This window comes from Enterobacter sp. 200527-13 (genome assembly GCF_027924865.1).
In the GTDB taxonomy this organism is placed as follows: Bacteria; Pseudomonadota; Gammaproteobacteria; order Enterobacterales; family Enterobacteriaceae; genus Enterobacter; species Enterobacter ludwigii.
In genome coordinates, this window is record NZ_BSCM01000013.1 from 20745 (window position 1) to 38638 (window position 17894).

19 protein-coding genes are annotated in these 17894 nt (G+C 56.4%); 7 read left to right on the top strand and 12 right to left on the bottom strand.

Annotation, left to right across the window (positions count from 1 at the left end; translation table 11 throughout):
* Nucleotides 1-3: 3 nt before the first annotated feature.
* From QMG44_RS22885 to nasR, 4 genes are all read right to left on the bottom strand, one after another.
* Complete coding sequence (locus tag QMG44_RS22885) at nt 4-792, bottom strand: ABC transporter ATP-binding protein (protein ID WP_047744784.1); 789 nt, start codon at nt 790-792, stop codon at nt 4-6.
* 9 nt (nt 793-801) lie between these two features.
* Nucleotides 802-1683 carry a nitrate ABC transporter permease gene (gene ntrB, locus QMG44_RS22890; RefSeq protein WP_014170482.1) on the bottom strand — a complete coding sequence of 294 codons (882 nt, stop codon included), beginning with the start codon at nt 1681-1683 and terminating at the stop codon, nt 802-804.
* 2 nt (nt 1684-1685) lie between these two features.
* Complete coding sequence (locus tag QMG44_RS22895) at nt 1686-2933, bottom strand: CmpA/NrtA family ABC transporter substrate-binding protein (RefSeq protein WP_086532409.1); 1248 nt, start codon at nt 2931-2933, stop codon at nt 1686-1688.
* 228 nt (nt 2934-3161) lie between these two features.
* The gene (nasR, locus tag QMG44_RS22900; protein ID WP_086532408.1) at nt 3162-4346 is read right to left on the bottom strand and encodes a nitrate regulatory protein NasR; all 1185 of its coding nucleotides are present in this window, start codon (nt 4344-4346) and stop codon (nt 3162-3164) included.
* A gap of 72 nt (nt 4347-4418) precedes the next feature.
* Between nasR and QMG44_RS22905 the strand changes: the two genes are divergently transcribed.
* The 3 genes from QMG44_RS22905 to QMG44_RS22915 all read left to right on the top strand — a co-directional run bounded on the left by QMG44_RS22905 (nt 4419) and on the right by QMG44_RS22915 (nt 7114).
* Nucleotides 4419-4772 (top strand): DsrE/DsrF/TusD sulfur relay family protein, encoded by a 354-nt coding sequence (locus QMG44_RS22905; protein ID WP_020882353.1) that lies wholly within the window; start codon nt 4419-4421, stop codon nt 4770-4772.
* A gap of 106 nt (nt 4773-4878) precedes the next feature.
* Entirely contained in the window at nt 4879-6663 is a 1785-nt protein-coding gene (locus tag QMG44_RS22910; RefSeq protein WP_086532407.1) for a methyl-accepting chemotaxis protein, read from the top strand.
* A 211-nt stretch (nt 6664-6874) separates the two neighbouring features.
* Complete coding sequence (locus QMG44_RS22915) at nt 6875-7114, top strand: DUF1883 domain-containing protein (RefSeq protein WP_014170489.1); 240 nt, start codon at nt 6875-6877, stop codon at nt 7112-7114.
* Between the two features lie 40 nt (nt 7115-7154).
* On the opposite strand, the gene QMG44_RS22920 is transcribed toward QMG44_RS22915, so the two are convergent.
* Nucleotides 7155-7850 carry a gamma-glutamylcyclotransferase gene (locus tag QMG44_RS22920; protein ID WP_020882351.1) on the bottom strand — a complete coding sequence of 232 codons (696 nt, stop codon included), beginning with the start codon at nt 7848-7850 and terminating at the stop codon, nt 7155-7157.
* A 177-nt stretch (nt 7851-8027) separates the two neighbouring features.
* Nucleotides 8028-8258, bottom strand: a complete 231-nt coding sequence (gene chaB, locus QMG44_RS22925; RefSeq protein WP_020882350.1) for a putative cation transport regulator ChaB — start codon at nt 8256-8258, stop codon at nt 8028-8030.
* Between the two features lie 269 nt (nt 8259-8527).
* On the opposite strand from chaB, the gene chaA reads away from it, so the two are divergent.
* Nucleotides 8528-9622, top strand: a complete 1095-nt coding sequence (chaA, locus tag QMG44_RS22930; protein ID WP_020882349.1) for a sodium-potassium/proton antiporter ChaA — start codon at nt 8528-8530, stop codon at nt 9620-9622.
* A 91-nt stretch (nt 9623-9713) separates the two neighbouring features.
* Here chaA and kdsA read toward each other — a convergent pair whose 3' ends face one another.
* The 6 genes from kdsA to hemA are packed head-to-tail and all read right to left on the bottom strand — an operon-like array spanning nt 9714 to nt 15017.
* Complete coding sequence (gene kdsA, locus QMG44_RS22935) at nt 9714-10568, bottom strand: 3-deoxy-8-phosphooctulonate synthase (RefSeq protein WP_014170494.1); 855 nt, start codon at nt 10566-10568, stop codon at nt 9714-9716.
* A 36-nt stretch (nt 10569-10604) separates the two neighbouring features.
* Nucleotides 10605-11414 (bottom strand): invasion regulator SirB1, encoded by an 810-nt coding sequence (gene sirB1 / locus QMG44_RS22940; RefSeq protein WP_014170496.1) that lies wholly within the window; start codon nt 11412-11414, stop codon nt 10605-10607.
* Between the two features lie 3 nt (nt 11415-11417).
* Entirely contained in the window at nt 11418-11810 is a 393-nt protein-coding gene (gene sirB2 / locus QMG44_RS22945) for an invasion regulator SirB2 (RefSeq protein ID WP_020882348.1), read from the bottom strand.
* Entirely contained in the window at nt 11807-12637 is an 831-nt protein-coding gene (gene prmC, locus QMG44_RS22950) for a peptide chain release factor N(5)-glutamine methyltransferase (RefSeq protein WP_086532406.1), read from the bottom strand. The genes sirB2 and prmC overlap by 4 nt, the downstream gene beginning before the upstream one ends.
* Nucleotides 12637-13719 (bottom strand): peptide chain release factor 1, encoded by a 1083-nt coding sequence (gene prfA, locus QMG44_RS22955; protein ID WP_020882346.1) that lies wholly within the window; start codon nt 13717-13719, stop codon nt 12637-12639. The genes prmC and prfA overlap by 1 nt, the downstream gene beginning before the upstream one ends.
* A gap of 41 nt (nt 13720-13760) precedes the next feature.
* Nucleotides 13761-15017 carry a glutamyl-tRNA reductase gene (gene hemA / locus QMG44_RS22960; protein WP_073397392.1) on the bottom strand — a complete coding sequence of 419 codons (1257 nt, stop codon included), beginning with the start codon at nt 15015-15017 and terminating at the stop codon, nt 13761-13763.
* Nucleotides 15018-15218: 201 nt separating this feature from the next.
* Here hemA and lolB point away from each other — a divergent pair, with 201 nt between their 5' ends.
* The 3 genes from lolB (at nt 15219) to prs (ending at nt 17770) form a co-directional block, all read left to right on the top strand.
* A complete protein-coding gene (gene lolB, locus QMG44_RS22965; protein WP_086532405.1) occupies nt 15219-15830 on the top strand; it encodes a lipoprotein insertase outer membrane protein LolB in 612 nt (203 codons plus the stop codon).
* Complete coding sequence (gene ispE, locus QMG44_RS22970) at nt 15827-16696, top strand: 4-(cytidine 5'-diphospho)-2-C-methyl-D-erythritol kinase (protein ID WP_086532404.1); 870 nt, start codon at nt 15827-15829, stop codon at nt 16694-16696. Before lolB ends, ispE begins: the two co-directional genes overlap by 4 nt.
* A gap of 126 nt (nt 16697-16822) precedes the next feature.
* Nucleotides 16823-17770 carry a ribose-phosphate diphosphokinase gene (prs, locus tag QMG44_RS22975; protein WP_003856663.1) on the top strand — a complete coding sequence of 316 codons (948 nt, stop codon included), beginning with the start codon at nt 16823-16825 and terminating at the stop codon, nt 17768-17770.
* The last annotated feature ends 124 nt before the right edge of the window (nt 17771-17894 follow it).

Consider the following 17894-nt stretch of genomic DNA (forward strand, 5'->3'; position numbering starts at 1 on the left):
CCGTTACGCCGCTTTAGGCTGTTTTTCATAGAGGAAATGGAGGATCTGCTGACGCATATGGTGATAGCGGCTATCGTCCGCCAGTTGAACCCGATTGCGCGGGCGAGGCAGGTCAACGTGCAGCACCTCGCCGACGGTGGCCGCCGGGCCGTTAGTCATCATCAGTACCCGGTCAGAAAGCAGCACAGCCTCGTCCACATCGTGGGTGATAAGCACGATGGTGGTGTTCAGCGCCTGCTGGATTTGCATCACCGAGTCCTGCAGATGCGCGCGCGTGAGCGCATCCAGCGCGCCAAACGGTTCATCCATCAGCAGGACCTTCGGCTTCATCGCCAGCGCACGGGCAATGCCAACGCGCTGTTTCATGCCGCCGGAGATTTCCGAAGGCCGTTTATGCAGGGCATGCCCCATCTGGACGCGATCGAGGTTGTGTTCAATCCACTCCTTGCGCTCCGCCTTGTTCATGGTGCGGCGAAAGACCTGATCCACCGCCAGCGCAACGTTGTCGAAGCAGGTGAGCCACGGCAGCAGAGAATGGTTCTGAAACACCACCGCACGCTCCGGTCCTGGCCCGGCGATTTCGCGGTTATCGCAAATCAGCCCACCTTCGGTCGGCAGGGTGATCCCGGCAATCAGGTTGAGCAACGTCGATTTGCCGCACCCGGAGTGGCCAATCAGGCTCACGGTTTCGCCTTCGTGAATATCAAAAGAGACGTTCTGCAGCGCCAGAAACTCGCCGCTGGCGGTAGAAAAACGCTGGCTCACGGCCTGGACCTGAATTAATGGTTTCATCTTCGCTCCTTATTTTTCCTGCCAGCTAAAGCGACGGGCGATCAGCATCAGCCCCTGCTCCAGCAGCAACCCGACCACGCCAATGATGACGATGGCGATGAGAATGTTTTCGACGTTGAGGTTGTTCCACTCATTCCAGATCCAGAAGCCGATCCCCAGCCCACCGGTGAGCATCTCGGCGGCGACAATGACCAGCCAGGCGATGCCAATAGAGAGGCGAACCCCGGTCAGCACCGCGGGCAGCACGGCCGGGAAGAGGATCCGCCGCATGATGGTCCACTCGGAGAGCTGCAGCACGCGGGCAACGTTAAGGTAATCCTGCGGAATACGACGTACCCCTTCAGCGGTGTTAATCACCATTGGCCATATTGAACAGATAAAAATGGTCCAGCTGGAGGCGGGTTCCGCTTTCTGGAACAGCAGCAGGCCGATAGGCAGCCAGGCTAAAGGACTGACCGGGCGTAACAGTGCGATCAACGGGCTGAACATGCGCGAGCAAAAGGTGAAGCGACCGATCAGGAAACCGAGCGGGATCCCCGCGAGCGCCGCCAGACCAAAGCCCACCGCCACGCGCTGCAGCGAAGCGAGCACGTTCCAGCCGATACCCATATCGTTTGGCCCGTCGCGGTAAAACGGGTCAGCGAAGAGCGTTAATGCGGAATCCAGCGTGCTGAGCGGCGTCGGGAACCCTTTGCTGTTGATCGCGGCCAGTTGCCAGAGCAACACCAGTAACCCGAGCCCCAGCAGCGCCGGGATCACACGCTGCAGAAGGTCATTCATCCGTCGCGTGAACGTCGGCGCGCGGCGGCGAACCTGCACCGGAGGGAGGGTAATCACTTCCCCGCTCGCCGGCGTCTCGTCTTTCGATTTCGTGCTGTGCAGATGTTGCATAATCAGGCCCCTTTACGGTGAATAGCGAAGCGGTTGGCGTAACCGTCCGGATCGGTACCGTTCCAGACGGTACCGTCCATCAGGGTGCTGCTGCGATACGGTGATGACGGGGTGGATATGCCTCCCACCGCCGTGGCGGCATCCTGCCAGACCGAGGTCTGGTTAATGCGCTGCGCGATGGCGGCATAATCCGGCGCCGATTTGAGCAAGCCCCAGCGGCGGAACTGGGTTAAAAACCACATCCCGTCGGAGAGGTACGGATAGCTGACGGCACCCTCGTTGAAGAAACGGATCGGATGCGCATCCTGCCAGCGCTGGCCAAGCCCGTTGTCGTACTCTCCCAGCATCCGTCCGGTGAGATACTGCTCTTTGGTGTTCAGCCACGCCCGGCGAGAGAGGATTTGGGCGGTCTCACGTTTGTTGTCTGGTGATGCATCGATCCAGCGTGCGGCTTCCAGTACCGCACTCACCAGCGCCCGCGAGGTGTTCGGGTTTTTCTCCACCCAGTCGCGACGTGTGCCAAGAATTTTTTCCGGATGATCGGCCCAGATCGACTGGGACGTTGCGGCGGTAAACCCGATGCGGTCGTTAATGGCGCGCGCATTCCACGGCTCACCAACGCAAAAGCCGACCATGTTGCCAATCCGCATGTTCATCACCATTTGCGGCGGCGGCACAACCACGGTCCGGACGTCATCGAACGGATTAATGCCCGCGCTGGCCAGCCAGTAGTACAGCCACATCGCATGCGTACCGGTCGGGAAAGTGTGTGCGAAGGTGTAAGTACCCGGTGCCTGCTGCCCAATCAGCGTTTTCAGCCCGTCAAGATCGCGAACGCCCTTCTCTGCCAGATCGCTGGAGAGCGTGATGGCCTGACCGTTCTGGTTCAGGGTCATCAGGTTTGCCATCTGCTGTGGCTTACCGGCAAGCCCCAGCTCCAGCCCGTACAGCAGGCCGTAAAGAATGTGGGCGGCGTCCAGTTCGCCGGCCACCAGCTTATCGCGCACGGCTGCCCAGCTTGCCTCTTTGGTTGGCACGATGGTGATGCCATATTTTTTATCAAACCCCTTCAGCGCCGCGATAACCACCGGCGCGCAGTCGGTTAACGGTATAAACCCGATGCGCACCGTCTCCTGCTCCGGTTTATCCGAGCCTGCCGCCCACGCGGCCTGCATGACGCCCGGTAACAACATGGCGCCGCTCGCCAGCATGCTGGCCTGTAAAAACCGCCGTCTCGACAAATCCGCCATGACCACTCCTGAAAAAAAGACAAAAAAAAGCGCCCACCCGTGCCGAAGCACCGCTGGACGCCTTTATCCCGAAGATAGATGCACCGCCGTTGGCGCACCGTCAAAAATGGTTAATCAGATAATGCAAAGAGAATGCCAGGTTTTACTGCCCTGTTTTCCGGGCGTTTACCGGGAATTCCCCACGGCCGCGCACCTCAATCAGGCACTAAATGCCCACTGATTGTGCACCTACTCCTTAGGGGTTACCTGCCACAAGCTCTTCACGGTGAGCAACGCGCGGGCGATATCCACCATGCGCTGGTTTTTGTCCATCGCCATTTTACGCAGCGCCGTCCATGCCTGTTCCTCACTCATCTTTTGATGGGTCATCAGTACGCTTTTCGCTTTATCGATGGTTTTGCGCTCTTCGAGCGTATCGCGCAGTGACGCAAGCTGACGGGAAAGCTGTTCTATCTCGCGCGCCTGCTGTCGAACCAGGGTTAACAAGGGCTTATCGGGGTAAGAGGCCAGCGGATCGTCCTGCTCCTCAGCCGGGAGCGTGTAGTCCTCCTGTCGATGGATACGCTCGTCCACCGCGATCATCAGATCGGCGATAACCATCTCCTCCAGGGTACGCAGATGCTCAAGGCGTGCCGTTTGCAGAGCAAACCAGGCCAGTGCGGTATGGCCATTGTCAGCGGCTGGCTGGCGGGTACAGGCCACGCGCCTCAGTTGCTCCGTCTCACGGTCAGGCTGGCAATTCTGGGAAAAGGTGGTTTGCACATCCGCCGTGCTGTGGGTCATGAAAATCTCGAAGCAGGCCTGCTGTCCGTCAATCCGGTCCACCAGCCGCTGACGGATACCATCGTCAAAATAGCCCTGCGTGAAGCCAATGGCGCCCAGCGCCCGCTCTTGTCCCGCCAGCTCTTTACCCTGCATCAGGCTATAAAGCGCGACAAAACGGCCTGCGATTTGCGGATCGTCAATGCTGTCATTAAGCTGCGGTACGATACTGAGCAGATGACGCAGGATGCGACAATAGTGATCCATCGCCTGCGGGGCCGTAATGGTTTGCTGAATAACGCCGTCACGAAGGGCTGACAGGTTATCCAGACTGAGCAGCGCGGCGGCTATACGTTCGCATACGCCGCTGCCCTGGAACGGGGAGTGATTATCCAGAGCGTCATAAAGCGCAGTGAGGTTTTCATTCACCAGCGCCCGGCTCGCTTTGCATTCGGCAGCGTACAGCTTACCCTGTGAGCAGAGCCAGACGTTAGAGGCTCCACGCTCGCACTGCAGCATATGCACCAGCAGGCTGATGGCGTTAACCAGCACGCCAAGCTGTGCCAGCCTGCTCAGTTGCTCCCGGCGCATCGACCTTGCACGCTGGAGCCATTCGGTCGCACCTGGCGAAATGCCAGCCATTAATGTCATGCTTACTCTCCCGGACAGCGAAACCCTGGATAGCTAAGCAATATTCGTGCCTTTAAAAGAACAGGAGTCAACATGCAAAAGATTGTTATCGTCGCCAACGGTGCGGCTTACGGCAGCGAATCCCTTTTTAACAGCCTGCGTCTGGCGATCGCGCTACGTGATAAAGAGAGTGAACTGGAGTTACGGCTCTTTTTAATGTCGGATGCGGTCACCGCCGGGCTGAAGGGACAAAAACCGGCAGAAGGTTACAACATCCAGCAGATGCTGGAGATCCTGACCGCGCAAAACGTTCCGGTCAAACTGTGCAAGACCTGCACCGACGGGCGCGGCATCACCGGATTACCGCTGATTGAAGGTGTGGAAATCGGCACGCTCGTTGAACTGGCCGAGTGGACTCTGCGCGCCGATAAAGTATTAACTTTTTAATAATAAACCCGTAAAAATATTATTTTCTTATGGACGCGGTTTCAGCATCAAGTTTACCTGCAGGGTTGCCGATAGGCATGGAAACAACACAGCAGGTATTTCACTTATGTTCAGATCCATTCGTGCACGCATCATTGCCGCGACGACAGGTTGTCTGGTCGTCGCCCTTCTTCTTAATACTGTCATCAATTTTCAGGTCACACGCCAGGATAACCAGCAGTCACAGCGCGACATCCTGACCAGCACCAGCGCCAGCCATAACATGGCGATTGCGGACTGGGTGAAGAGCAAAATGACGGTTATCGCCTCCGCACAAACCGTTGCGCTCAGCGACGATCCGGTTCCGGTCTTTAAACAGCTTGCCCAGGCGGGTGGGTTCACTAACGTATACGTTGGCTATGCCAGCAAAACGGCGAAATTCTCTGAACCAGCGGGCGTACCGGCGGATTATGACCCCACGATCCGTCCCTGGTATCAGCAGGTCGTAAGCCAGGATAGCCCGGTCGTGACCGCGCCATATGTCGACGCCGGTAGCGGAAAACTGGTGGTGACGTTTGCCGTGCCGGTGAAAGAAAACGGTACCCTGAAAGCCGTGGTGGCTGGCGATGTGGCGATGGACAGCGTGGTTGCTAACGTGCGCGGGATCCACCCAACCCCGGCAAGCAGCGGGCTGCTGCTGAATAGCGATGGCACCGTCATTGCCGCCAGCGACCCTGCCCTGACGCTTAAACCGTTCGCCGAACCCCTCAAAGGCATCGACTTTGCGGCGCTGAAAAGCGGAAACCCGGTAAACGGGACCTTCAATGGCGCCGAAAAAACCTTCGTGGCAACCGCCGTGCCGGGCACGAACTGGATGCTGGTTGTTGCCCTGGACACAGGCGATGCCACCTCCGGAATGCGCTCGCTGCTGAAAGCCTCGGCCATCTCGCTGGTGATCCTGGCCTTACTCAGCGGCGCCATTGTTCACTTCCTGATTGCGCGTCTGTTGAAGCGCCTGTCTGACATTCGCGATGCGATGCATAACATTGCGAACGGCACTAACGATCTGTCGCAACGCCTGCCGGAGAGCGGCGATGACGAAGTGGCGCAAATAGCGCAGGCGTTTAACGCCTTCAGCGACAAGCTCTCGGTGGTGATGGTACAACTGCGGGATGCCAGCGCATCGGTGAAAAACGCCGCGCGGGAAATTGCGGCAGGTAACCAGGACCTCTCAGGGCGTACCGAGCAGGCCGCCTCCAGCCTTCGCGAAACGGCCAGCGCCGTGGAAGAGATCACCGCGTCGGTAACCCAGTCGAACGAGTCTGCGGCTGAAGCCAATGACCAGGCGAGTAAGGCCTCTGCGGCGGCGGCTCGCGGCGGTGAGGTGGTATCGCAGGCCATCAGCACCATGCAGTCCATTGAAGTGGCTTCCGCGAAGATTGGCGACATCACCAGCGTGATTGACGGGATTGCCTTCCAGACCAATATCCTGGCGCTGAATGCCTCGGTGGAAGCCGCACGCGCCGGAGAGCAAGGCCGTGGGTTTGCCGTGGTGGCCGGCGAAGTGCGTAATCTGGCCAGCCGCAGCGCACAGGCGGCGAAAGAGATTAAAACGCTTATCGATTCCACCACCAACAGCGTGGCCACCGGCTCCCGCTACGTTCATCTGGCCGGGGAAAGCATGAACGAAATCCGCTCCAGCATCGGTAGCGTGTCGGGCATCATGCGTGAAATCTCCATCGCCACCAGCGAGCAGATGAAAGGCATCCAGGAGATTAACCATGCGGTGACCCACCTGGACAGAATGGTTCAGCAGAACGCCGAACTGGTGGTGCAATCTGCCGCTGCAGCCGGCGCGCTGCAGAGCCAGGCGGGCGACCTTGCTGAAACTGCCGGGCATTTCCGCATTTAATGTTAGGGTGGCGCGCGTTCACCGGGCAAAACGCGCGCCAGAGTAAATTTTCAGGAATTTTGTCATTTTTGTTTAATCGTTACGCCATTTTTTGATCAAAGTCAGCATCCTCACCCTCCCCCTTTGGTGTTATGCCATGAGTGAATTGTGAACAATATCACGCTCGGATATGGCAGCAGGGAGAGCGTTGTTTAAGACTACGGGGTAAAAAATGGCACTGGTAAAAACAAGTTTGAAATTGTTTGGCGGGGATACGGTCGTGGTGCGGTGCTCTGAGCGCTGCCGCATTCATTTGATGAGTTCTAAAGCACAACAACACTCGCAGGCGGATATCCTGACCGTGCAGGATGACAAGGCATGGCTTACCGTGCCGTACACCGGCACGTGGGATGTCCTGATTGACAGCCATAGCCAGTCACTGGAGCATTCCGTAAGCTACGTTGCTGCATAAGAGACAAACGCCCGGTCTGCTCACGCAGCCGGGCGCATTCTCAGGCAAAACCGGGACGCAGCGTATTATTCAGCGGGTTCCCTTCCAGCAGCGCTTTCACTTTCACCACCAGCTCATTCAGACAATCGTCCTTCATGCCGAGGCGCGTCAGCTCCTGGTCGAGCGAAAAGAGATACTGCGCGTTGGTGCCCAGCGGTCCACTGGCGGCAGCGATCAACGGGGCAATAACCTGCGTGCGGGTATCCGCTTCATACAGCGGATGGCGCGGATCCATAATAAACACCAGCGCGTTAACGGTACGTCCGTCATCAAGTTCTAGCTTGCACCAGCTCGGCATATAGCAGCCGGTGATCATCTCGCGCTTCCACAGCAGCGTCAGTTCGTCTTCCAGCGTTGCATCCGGCAGGCGGTAGGCCACCCCCGTGGTGCGTCCGCCCTCTTTTAGTGCAAGCATGCGTCCCGGCTGACACGCGCTACCTCGACCGGCCGTCAGGCGCAAACAAAATGCGCGATGCCAGCCAGGAAGTGTGCCTGTTGCCGATTCGACAAATTCGAGAGCCGGGTTCCACATCAGCGAACCGTAGCCAAAAATCCATACCGGGCCATCATCCGGGCGGCACGCCAGCGTGGCAGCGAGCGACGCCGCACGTTGTTCAGCTGACCAGAGAAGCGATTCCTCAATAGCACCAAATGCCGTCTTACAATCTGCCTTCATTAAGAAATCACGCGTTAACACTTTCCACCTCCGCCACTGCATGCTTCCTTGCGACATCTGTAATCCGCCTTCCCGGCATTGTGTGCTGGTCATTTTGCCAGCAGTTGAGTAACGATAAGCAATTCACGGGCCAGTTGCAATACAACGGAAGTTCAACCGCCTGAATAGTCAAAACGAAGGCAGCGAATGATTTCACGGCTATTTCTTTTTATGCCATTTATCGTCGTCTCCTTTCTCATATTCATGTTTTACTGCGGCCCAGGCGACTTTGTGCGCGGTCTCTTCACGGCTGGCATCATCACGTCGATCTTCTTTATCTTTGTACTGTTCCCAGGCGCTGTTAAAAGCCTCTTTGTAGATATCCTGCGCGTGCGCGGGCAATACGTGTTGCACGCTGTCTGGTAATTCGCGTTTCGTTTTATATGGCATCGCTAACCCCTCTTTTGGTTAAAAAGATAAGTGTGGACGACGATACGGCATGGTGCCAGTCAATTAAGAATTATGCGTAAATGATAATTTTAATATTATGTTATTAAAGGATTAATTACAGAACACACCACATTATCGACACCACAAAGCCAAAACATTACAAACAGTAAAATTGAGTAAAAAATCAAGGGTATTTAACAGAGATCTGTTAATTTAATGACCGAAAATTCTATCTATAATTACAAGCACCTGCATTGATGGAGAAGCACATGACAGCAGCACACGAGGCGGTGAAGACCCGCCACAAGGAGACATCACTCATTTTCCCGGTCCTGGCACTGGCTGTGCTGCTCTTCTGGGGAAGCAGTCAGTCACTGCCAGTGGTAGTTGGTATCAATATTCTTGCTCTGGTGGGTATCTTAACCAGCGCCTTTAGCGTTGTTCGCCATGCGGACGTATTAGCCCACCGCCTGGGTGAGCCTTACGGCTCGCTAATTCTCAGCCTTTCGGTGGTTATCCTCGAAGTCAGCCTGATTTCCGCGCTGATGGCGACCGGTGACGCCGCACCGACCCTGATGCGTGACACCCTCTACTCCATCATTATGATTGTGACAGGTGGTCTGGTGGGCTTTTCACTGTTACTGGGCGGCCGCAAATTTGCGACCCAGTACATGAATCTGTTCGGCATAAAACAGTATCTGATTGCCCTTTTCCCGCTGGCAATTATTGTGCTGGTCTTCCCGATGGCATTGCCGGGGGCCAACTTCTCAACCGGTCAGGCTCTGCTGGTTGCGTTAATTTCCGCAGCCATGTACGGCGTGTTCCTGCTGATTCAGACCAAAACGCACCAGAGCCTGTTCGTCTATGAACATGAAGATGACGGCGACGACCCGCATCACGGTAAGCCGTCGGCTCACAGCAGCGCGTGGCATACGGTTTGGTTGATCGTACATCTGATTGCGGTTATCGCCGTGACCAAAATGAACGCCAACCCGCTGGAGACGCTGTTAACCGAGCTGAATGCTCCGGTCGCGTTTACCGGTTTCCTGGTGGCGCTGCTTATCCTGTCGCCTGAGGGTCTGGGGGCGTTGAGGGCGGTGCTGAACAATCAGGTGCAACGCGCAATGAATCTGTTCTTTGGCTCGGTCCTGGCGACAATCTCACTCACCGTGCCGGTAGTGACGCTGATTGCCTTTATGACCGGTAACGAGCTGCAGTTTGCGCTGGGTGCGCCAGAGATGATTGTGATGGTGGCTTCACTGCTGCTGTGTCAGATATCCTTCTCGACCGGGCGCACCAACGTGCTGAACGGCGCGGCGCACATGGCGCTGTTTGTGGCCTATCTGATGACGATATTTGCCTAAGCGTTGTTCGGTGAGGCTCTGAGGCCACACCCGACACCTCTTCCATCGGAAGAGGAATAACAAAAAAAACCCGCCGAAGCGGGTTTTTTTATTAGTGGCTGGTATCCAGCTCGTCGAAACTCTTCACCAGATCGTCAATCGCTTTGATCTGTTTCAGGAACGGCTCCAGTTTAGCCAGCGGCAATGCGGATGGGCCGTCGCACTTCGCGTTGTCCGGGTCCGGGTGTGCTTCAATGAACAGACCGGCCAGGCCAGTCGCCATACCGGCGCGCGCCAGCTCGGTGACCTGCGCACGGCGGCCGCCAGAGGCAGCACCAAACGGATCGCGACACTGCAGCGCATGGGTCACATCGAAGATGACCGGAGACTGGTTGGACACGTTCTTCATCACGCTGAAGCCGAGCATATCAACGACCAGGTTGTCGTAACCGAAGTTTGCGCCACGGTCACACAGGATCACTTTGTCGTTGCCGCCTTCGATAAATTTATCGACGATGTTACCCATCTGGCCAGGGCTCACGAACTGAGGTTTCTTCACGTTGATGACCGCGCCGGTTTTCGCCATCGCTTCCACCAGGTCTGTCTGACGCGCCAGGAACGCCGGCAGCTGGATAACGTCGACAACGTCCGCAACAGGCTGCGCCTGAGAAGCTTCGTGCACGTCGGTGATCACTTTCACGCCAAAGGTCTGTTTCAGTTCCTGGAAAATTTTCATCCCCTCTTCCAGGCCCGGGCCACGGTAAGAGTGAATGGAGGAACGGTTGGCTTTGTCAAAAGAGGCCTTAAACACGTACGGGATACCCAGTTTTTGGGTCACGGTCACGTAGTGCTCGCAGATACGCATCGCGAGATCACGGGATTCCAGCACGTTCATACCGCCAAACAGTACGAACGGCAGGTCGTTTGCCACGTTGATATCACCAATGCTAACCACTTTTTGTTTCATAGGATCGCCTTATTCAGGTGTGAATCGGAATTAAGATTAATGCAGTGTAATTTGTTTGTGCGAGATCGCGTTGATCTGCGCACGAATCATTTCGCTGATCGGGTCTTCCGGGCATTGCTCAACGAAATAATTCAGATCGTTCAGCGCCACATGCTCGCAATCAAGCTGGGCATAAATCAGCCCGCGATCGCGGATTTCGTACGGATCTTCCGGATTAAACTGCAGAAGCACTTCGCTGGCACGTAATGCCAGCTCCATCTGACGCTCTTCCATCAGCGCAGATTTCAGCGTATCCAGCAGTTTACGGATCACCTCGGCGTTATCCGCCTCGTCGAGATCTTCATTAAAGAGCTCGGCAACCGGGCTGATATTGCCTTTTAACCAGACGTCCAGCGTATGCTCATCCAGCGTATCGCCGTTAAACGGATTAATGAGCCACATCTCACCGTCCAGCCACTCCGCTCGCAGGATCATCTGCGTCGGGAAAATGACCGGCACCAGTGGAATATCCAGACGATGCGCGACCCACAGCAAAATGGAACCCAGCGCAACCGCGCTGCCCTGACGATTTTTTAAGACCTGATCCAGCCATAGTGCGTCAGACAGACGATACACGCCACGCGTGTCGCAGAAACCCCATTCGCCGTAGAAAAGCTCAAGCAGCTTCTCTAATTGCCAGTCCTGCGGGCGCGCCTGATTGATCTCTTCACGCGCCAGGCTGACCAGATTCTCCAGCTCTTCGTAGACGTACTGCGACGTAAAATCGTCGCGGATCATCTCCGAAATCAGGATCATGCCATCGCAAAGCGGCACTTTATTAAATTCGAAATCGGCTAAGGACCTCATGACTTACCCCAGTAACGGTATTCTTGTGGTGGCGAGTTTAATGATGATGTACAGCACCACCAGCCCCAGCAAAAAGGCGATAAAACCGGTCTGCTGGCTGCGCGGACGACGACGCCCAAGCGCGATAAAACCCAAAACGATGTAGATGATAACGCCAAACAGCTTTTCAGTCAGCCATGCGCCTTTATCAGTAAATGGCAGATAGCCGGTCTTCCACATTAATCCGGCCCCTGAGAGAAACAGCACCGTGTCAATACAGTGCGGCGCAATACGCACCCAGCGGGCGTCAATCAGCGGATTATTGCTGTAACGCCACCCGTAACGGACGATGAAAAAGCTGATGGTCAGGGCAACGGCTATCAGGTGGGCCGTGATCAGCACGGTAAAGAGACTCATGCACATTGTCCCAGCGTCAGACGGTCGTTGCCGCCATAGTCGCGACAGGTCTCCACGGCACGATAACCTGCAGCGATGAACACGTCACGCACCGCGTCCCCTTGCGTCCAGCCGTGCTCGACCAGCAGCCAGCCGCCGGGGAGCAAATGCTGTCGTGACGTTGTCACAATATGCACAATATCCGCCAGCCCTTCGTTGGCAGCGACCAGCGCCGTCAGCGGTTCAAAACGCACGTCCCCCTGCGTTAGGTGCGGGTCATGCTCGTCGATATAGGGAGGGTTGCTGACAATCATCCCGAACGTGCGGTTATCCAGCGCGCTAAACCAGCTGCTTTGCAGAACGGTGACGTTCGGGAAGCCCAGACGCGCCACGTTACGCTGCGCCAGCGCTACCGCATCGGGCATCACGTCAACCGCCGTCACCTCGCAGTCAGGTCGCTCGCTGGCCAGCGCCAGGGCAATTGCGCCAGTGCCGGTTCCAAGATCGAGAATTCGGCAGGCTTGTGCGGGTAAACGCGACAGCGCCTGCTCCACCAGACACTCGGTGTCCGGACGTGGGATCAGGGTCGCTGGGGAGACGTACAACGGCAGTGACCAGAACTCACGCTCCCCGACCAGATGCGCCACCGGCTCACCGGTTTTGCGGCGGGCAAGCAGCGTAGCGAGCTGCACTTCCTGCTCAGCGCTCAGCTGAGTCTCGCCGAAAGCCAGCAGGTAAGTGCGGGCTTTCCCCGTCACAAACTCAAGCAAAATTTCGGCGTCACGTTTAGGGCTTTCGCTCGCGGAAAGCTCACTGGCGGCCTGCCGTAACCAGTGCTGAAACTCCATTATTCCTGCTCGGACAGTGCTGCCAGCTGGTCAGCCTGGTATTCCTGCACGATAGGCTCAATCAGCATATCCAGCTTTCCTTCCATCACTTCGTCCAGACGGTACAGGGTCAGGTTGATGCGGTGGTCGGTAACACGGCCCTGCGGGAAGTTATAGGTACGGTTACGGTCGCTGCGATCGCCGCTGCCCAGCAGGTTACGACGCGTGGAGGCTTCCGCCTGCTGACGTTTTGCCATTTCAGCCGCGTGGATACGCGCGCCCAGCACGGATAAGGCTTTAGCTTTGTTCTTGTGCTGTGAACGTTCGTCCTGGCACTCCACCACGATGCCGGTTGGCAGGTGGGTAATACGGATAGCGGAATCGGTGGTGTTAACGTGCTGACCACCTGCCCCGGAGGAGCGGAAGGTATCGATACGCAGGTCCGCCGGGTTGATGTCCGGCAATTCTGCTTCAGGCAACTCTGGCATCACCGCAACCGTACAGGCAGAAGTGTGAATTCGCCCCTGAGATTCGGTGGCAGGTACGCGCTGCACGCGATGACCGCCGGATTCAAACTTCAGACGACCGTACACGCCGTCACCGCTGATTTTAGCGATAACCTCTTTGTAGCCGCCATGTTCACCGTCGTTGGCGCTCATGATCTCAACGCGCCAGCGACGCGCTTCGGCGTAGCGGCTGTACATACGGAACAGATCGCCGGCAAACAGTGCCGCTTCGTCACCGCCGGTCCCGGCGCGGACTTCGACAAAGGCGTTACGCTCATCGTCCGGATCTTTTGGCAGCAGAAGCACCTGCAACTGTTGCTCCATCTCTTCAGCACGCGCTTTTGCATCCAGCAACTCTTCCTGCGCCATCTCGCGCATTTCAGGGTCGTCGAGCATCATCTGCGCGGTTTCGATATCTTCCTGGACCTGTCGCCAGTCGGTAAAGCATTTTGATACATCACTCAACTGCGCGTATTCACGCGAGAGCGCGCGAAAACGTTCCTGGTCAGCAATGGTCCCGGCATCGCCGAGCAGCGCCTGTACTTCTTCATGGCGCTCGTGCAGAGCTTCCAGTTTAGCGACGATAGAAGGCTTCATAGGCGTAAATGCACCTTGTAATAGAAAATGGGTATAGGGCGCTATTCCAGCCCGAGGCTGTTGCGCAGAATAGTCAGGCGTTCATCATCCCCGTCACGGGCGGCCTGCTGAAGAGATTTGGTTGGTGCATGGATCAGGCGGTTGGTCAGTTTCCAGGCCAGATCCTGCATAATGGCTTCTGCGTCGCCGCCCTGCTGAAGGGCTGCCAGCGCTTTGGCGGTCAGGTCATCACGCACCTGCTCCGCCTGACCGCGGTACTCGCGGATAGTCTCGCTGACGCTTTGCGCGCGCAGCCAGGCCATAAACTCACTCGTTTCCTGCTCTACAATGGTTTCCGCCTGAACCGCCGCCGCTTTACGCTGGGCAAGGTTATGCGAAATGATGCTTTGCAGGTCGTCCACGCTGTAAAGGTAGGCGTTCGCCAGTTTACCCACTTCCGGTTCGACATCGCGCGGGACGGCAATATCCACCAGCAGCATCGGTTGATTACGGCGGGATTTCAGCGCTCGCTCGACCATCCCTTTACCGATAATCGGCAGCGGGCTGGCGGTAGAGCTGATGATAATATCTGCCTCTTTCAGGCGCTCATCGATGTCGCTCAGCGCAACCACCTCGGCACCCACCTCGTCCGCCAGTACCTGTGCACGTTCGCGGGTACGGTTAGCGATAATCATCTTTTTAACTTTGTGTTCGCGCAGATGGCGCGCCACAAGTTCGATGGTTTCGCCCGCCCCAACCAGCATCACAGTGACGGTCGACAGGGATTCAAAGATTTGACGGGCCAGGGTACAGGCCGCGAAAGCAACAGAAACCGCACTGGCACCAATGTCGGTTTCGGTTCGCACACGCTTCGCCACAGAGAATGACTTCTGGAACATACGCTCCAGTTCACTGGCTTTCAGATGCCCTTTTTGCGAATCGGCAAACGCCTTTTTCACCTGACCGAGAATTTGCGGCTCGCCGAGCACCAGCGAGTCCAGGCCGCTGGCCACACGCATCAGATGGCTGACTGCATCGTTATCCTGATGCCAGTAGAGGCTATTACGCAGCTCTTCTTCGTTGAGGTTGTGGTAATCACATAACCAGCGGATCAGCACTTCATGCAGGTTGTCCTGCTCTTCAACGCTTAGGTAGAGTTCAGTACGGTTGCACGTCGAGAGCACCACGCCACCCTGCACCATCGGCTGTGCAAGCAGGCTGTCCAGCGCCAGGTCAAGCGTATCCGGCGAAAACGTTACGCGTTCTCGCAGCGAAACCGGGGCTGTTTTGTGGTTAATACCGAGTGCTAATAGGGTCATGTTGAGCGGGAGTAGTACCAGCGTTAATAAGGTTAGCAGAACGCATCATACAGGATGCGCGAGATCAATAAAAGAGACTGCCCCCTTTCGGAGTAATAGCTTATACAATGCTTTGAGATAATTTGAACGTAGACGGTGGCACCCTTCGACGCTAGCATTAACAGTTATAACTGCAACGTATCTCAAGGATTTGTCCTCATTATGACCCGACTGATTCGCCTGCTGCCCCTGGCGGCACTGGTTCTGACCGCATGTACCGTCACCCAACCTAAAGGCCCGGGCAAAAGCCCTGATTCACCGCAGTGGCGTCAGCACCAGCAGGACGTCCGCAATTTGAGCCAGTACCAGACCCGTGGTGCCTTCGCTTATCTCTCTGATGAACAAAAAGTGTATGCGCGTTTCTTCTGGCAGCAAACCGGGCAGGACAACTATCGCCTGCTGCTGTTAAACCCGCTGGGCAGCACCGAACTGGAGCTTATTGCCAAACCGGGTGAAGCGCAGATCACCGATAACAAAGGCAAGCACTATACCGCCACCGACGCCGAAGAGATGATCGGCAAGCTGACCGGAATGCCTATTCCGCTGAACAGCCTGCGCCAGTGGATCCTGGGCCTGCCGGGTGACGCGACCGACTACCAGCTTGACGACCATTACCGTCTGAGCCAGGTGAGCTACACCCAGAACGGCAAAACCTGGAAAGTGGTGTACAGCGCCTATGACAGCAACACCAGGCCTTCCCTGCCATCCAACATGGAACTAACCCAGGGTAGCCAGCGCATCAAGCTGAAAATGGACAACTGGATCGTTAAATGATGACCCACTGGCCTTCTCCGGCAAAACTGAACCTGTTTTTATACATCACCGGACAGCGTGCTGACGGGTACCATACCCTGCAGACGCTGTTTCAGTTCCTTGATTATGGCGACACGATCGCGATTGACCCGCGTCAGGACGGCGAGGTTTGCCTGCTGACGCCGGTTGATGGCGTGGCGCATGAAGATAACCTGATCGTGCGCGCTGCACGTCTGCTGATGAAAGTGGCGTCGGACACCGGTCGTCTGCCGGCAGGAAGCGGCGCGGATATCCGTATTGAGAAGCGTCTGCCGATGGGCGGTGGACTGGGCGGTGGCTCATCAAATGCCGCCACCGTGTTGGTTGCCCTGAATCACCTCTGGGGCTGCGGATTATCTCAGGATGAGCTGGCAGCGTTAGGCTTAACGCTGGGGGCGGACGTCCCGGTCTTTGTGCGCGGTCATGCGGCGTTTGCTGAAGGGGTGGGCGAAATACTTTCCCCGGTCGAGCCGCCGGAAAAATGGTACCTGGTGGCCCACCCGGGCGTCAGCATTCCGACCCCGGTCATCTTCAACGATCCTGACCTGCCACGGAATACCCCGGTGCGGTCAATAGAAACGTTATTAAATTGTGAATTCAGCAACGATTGCGAGGTTATCGCAAGAAAACGTTTTCGCGAGGTTGATGCGGTGCTTTCCTGGCTGTTAGAATACGCGCCGTCGCGCCTGACTGGCACAGGGGCCTGTGTCTTTGCTGAATTTGACACCGAATCCGCCGCTCGTCAGGTGCTTGAGCAAGCGCCGGTTTGGCTGCATGGTTTTGTAGCACGTGGGATGAACACCTCCCCCCTACAGCAAGCCATTCTGGCGCAGACTGAGTTTCGGTGACAACGTCACCCTGTTCCAGACGTTGCATCGCGCTCTTTAATACACCGCCTGGATAGCATTTCGCCTGGCCCGCACAGTTTGCGGCGAACGCTATCCACCACTGGACGCATGCCTGAGGTTCTTCTCGTGCCTGATATGAAGCTTTTTGCTGGTAACGCCACCCCGGAACTAGCACAACGTATTGCCAACCGCCTGTACACTTCCCTCGGCGACGCCGCTGTAGGTCGCTTTAGCGACGGCGAAGTCAGCGTACAAATCAATGAAAATGTACGCGGTGGTGATATTTTCATCATCCAGTCCACCTGTGCTCCAACAAATGACAACCTGATGGAACTGGTTGTTATGGTCGACGCCCTGCGTCGCGCTTCAGCAGGCCGTATCACTGCTGTTATTCCTTACTTCGGCTATGCTCGTCAGGACCGTCGTGTCCGTTCCGCGCGTGTGCCAATCACTGCCAAAGTTGTCGCTGATTTCCTCTCCAGCGTTGGCGTTGACCGTGTTCTGACCGTTGACCTGCATGCAGAACAGATCCAGGGCTTCTTCGACGTTCCGGTTGATAACGTATTCGGTAGCCCAATCCTGCTGGAAGACATGCTGCAGCTGAATCTGGATAACCCAATCGTGGTTTCTCCGGACATCGGCGGCGTGGTACGTGCTCGTGCTATCGCTAAGCTGCTGAACGATACCGACATGGCAATCATCGACAAACGTCGTCCACGCGCTAACGTTTCTCAGGTGATGCACATCATCGGTGACGTTGCTGGCCGTGACTGCGTGCTGGTTGACGACATGATCGATACCGGCGGTACGCTGTGTAAAGCAGCAGAAGCGCTGAAAGAGCGTGGTGCCAAGCGCGTATTCGCCTACGCGACTCACCCGATCTTCTCCGGCAATGCAGTAAACAACCTCCGCAACTCCGTTATCGACGAAGTAGTGGTGTGCGATACCATCCCACTGAGTGACGAGATCAAAGCGCTGCCAAACGTGCGCACCTTGACCCTGTCCGGGATGCTGGCCGAAGCGATTCGTCGTATCAGCAACGAAGAATCTATCTCAGCAATGTTCGAACACTAATCGAACACGGCCGAAAAACCCGCTGCGGCGGGTTTTTTTGTCTCTGATATTTATTTGTATGATCAATGCCTCCTTCACCTGCCATTCACATGACAGATGATGCGCACACGGATGAGAGATAATT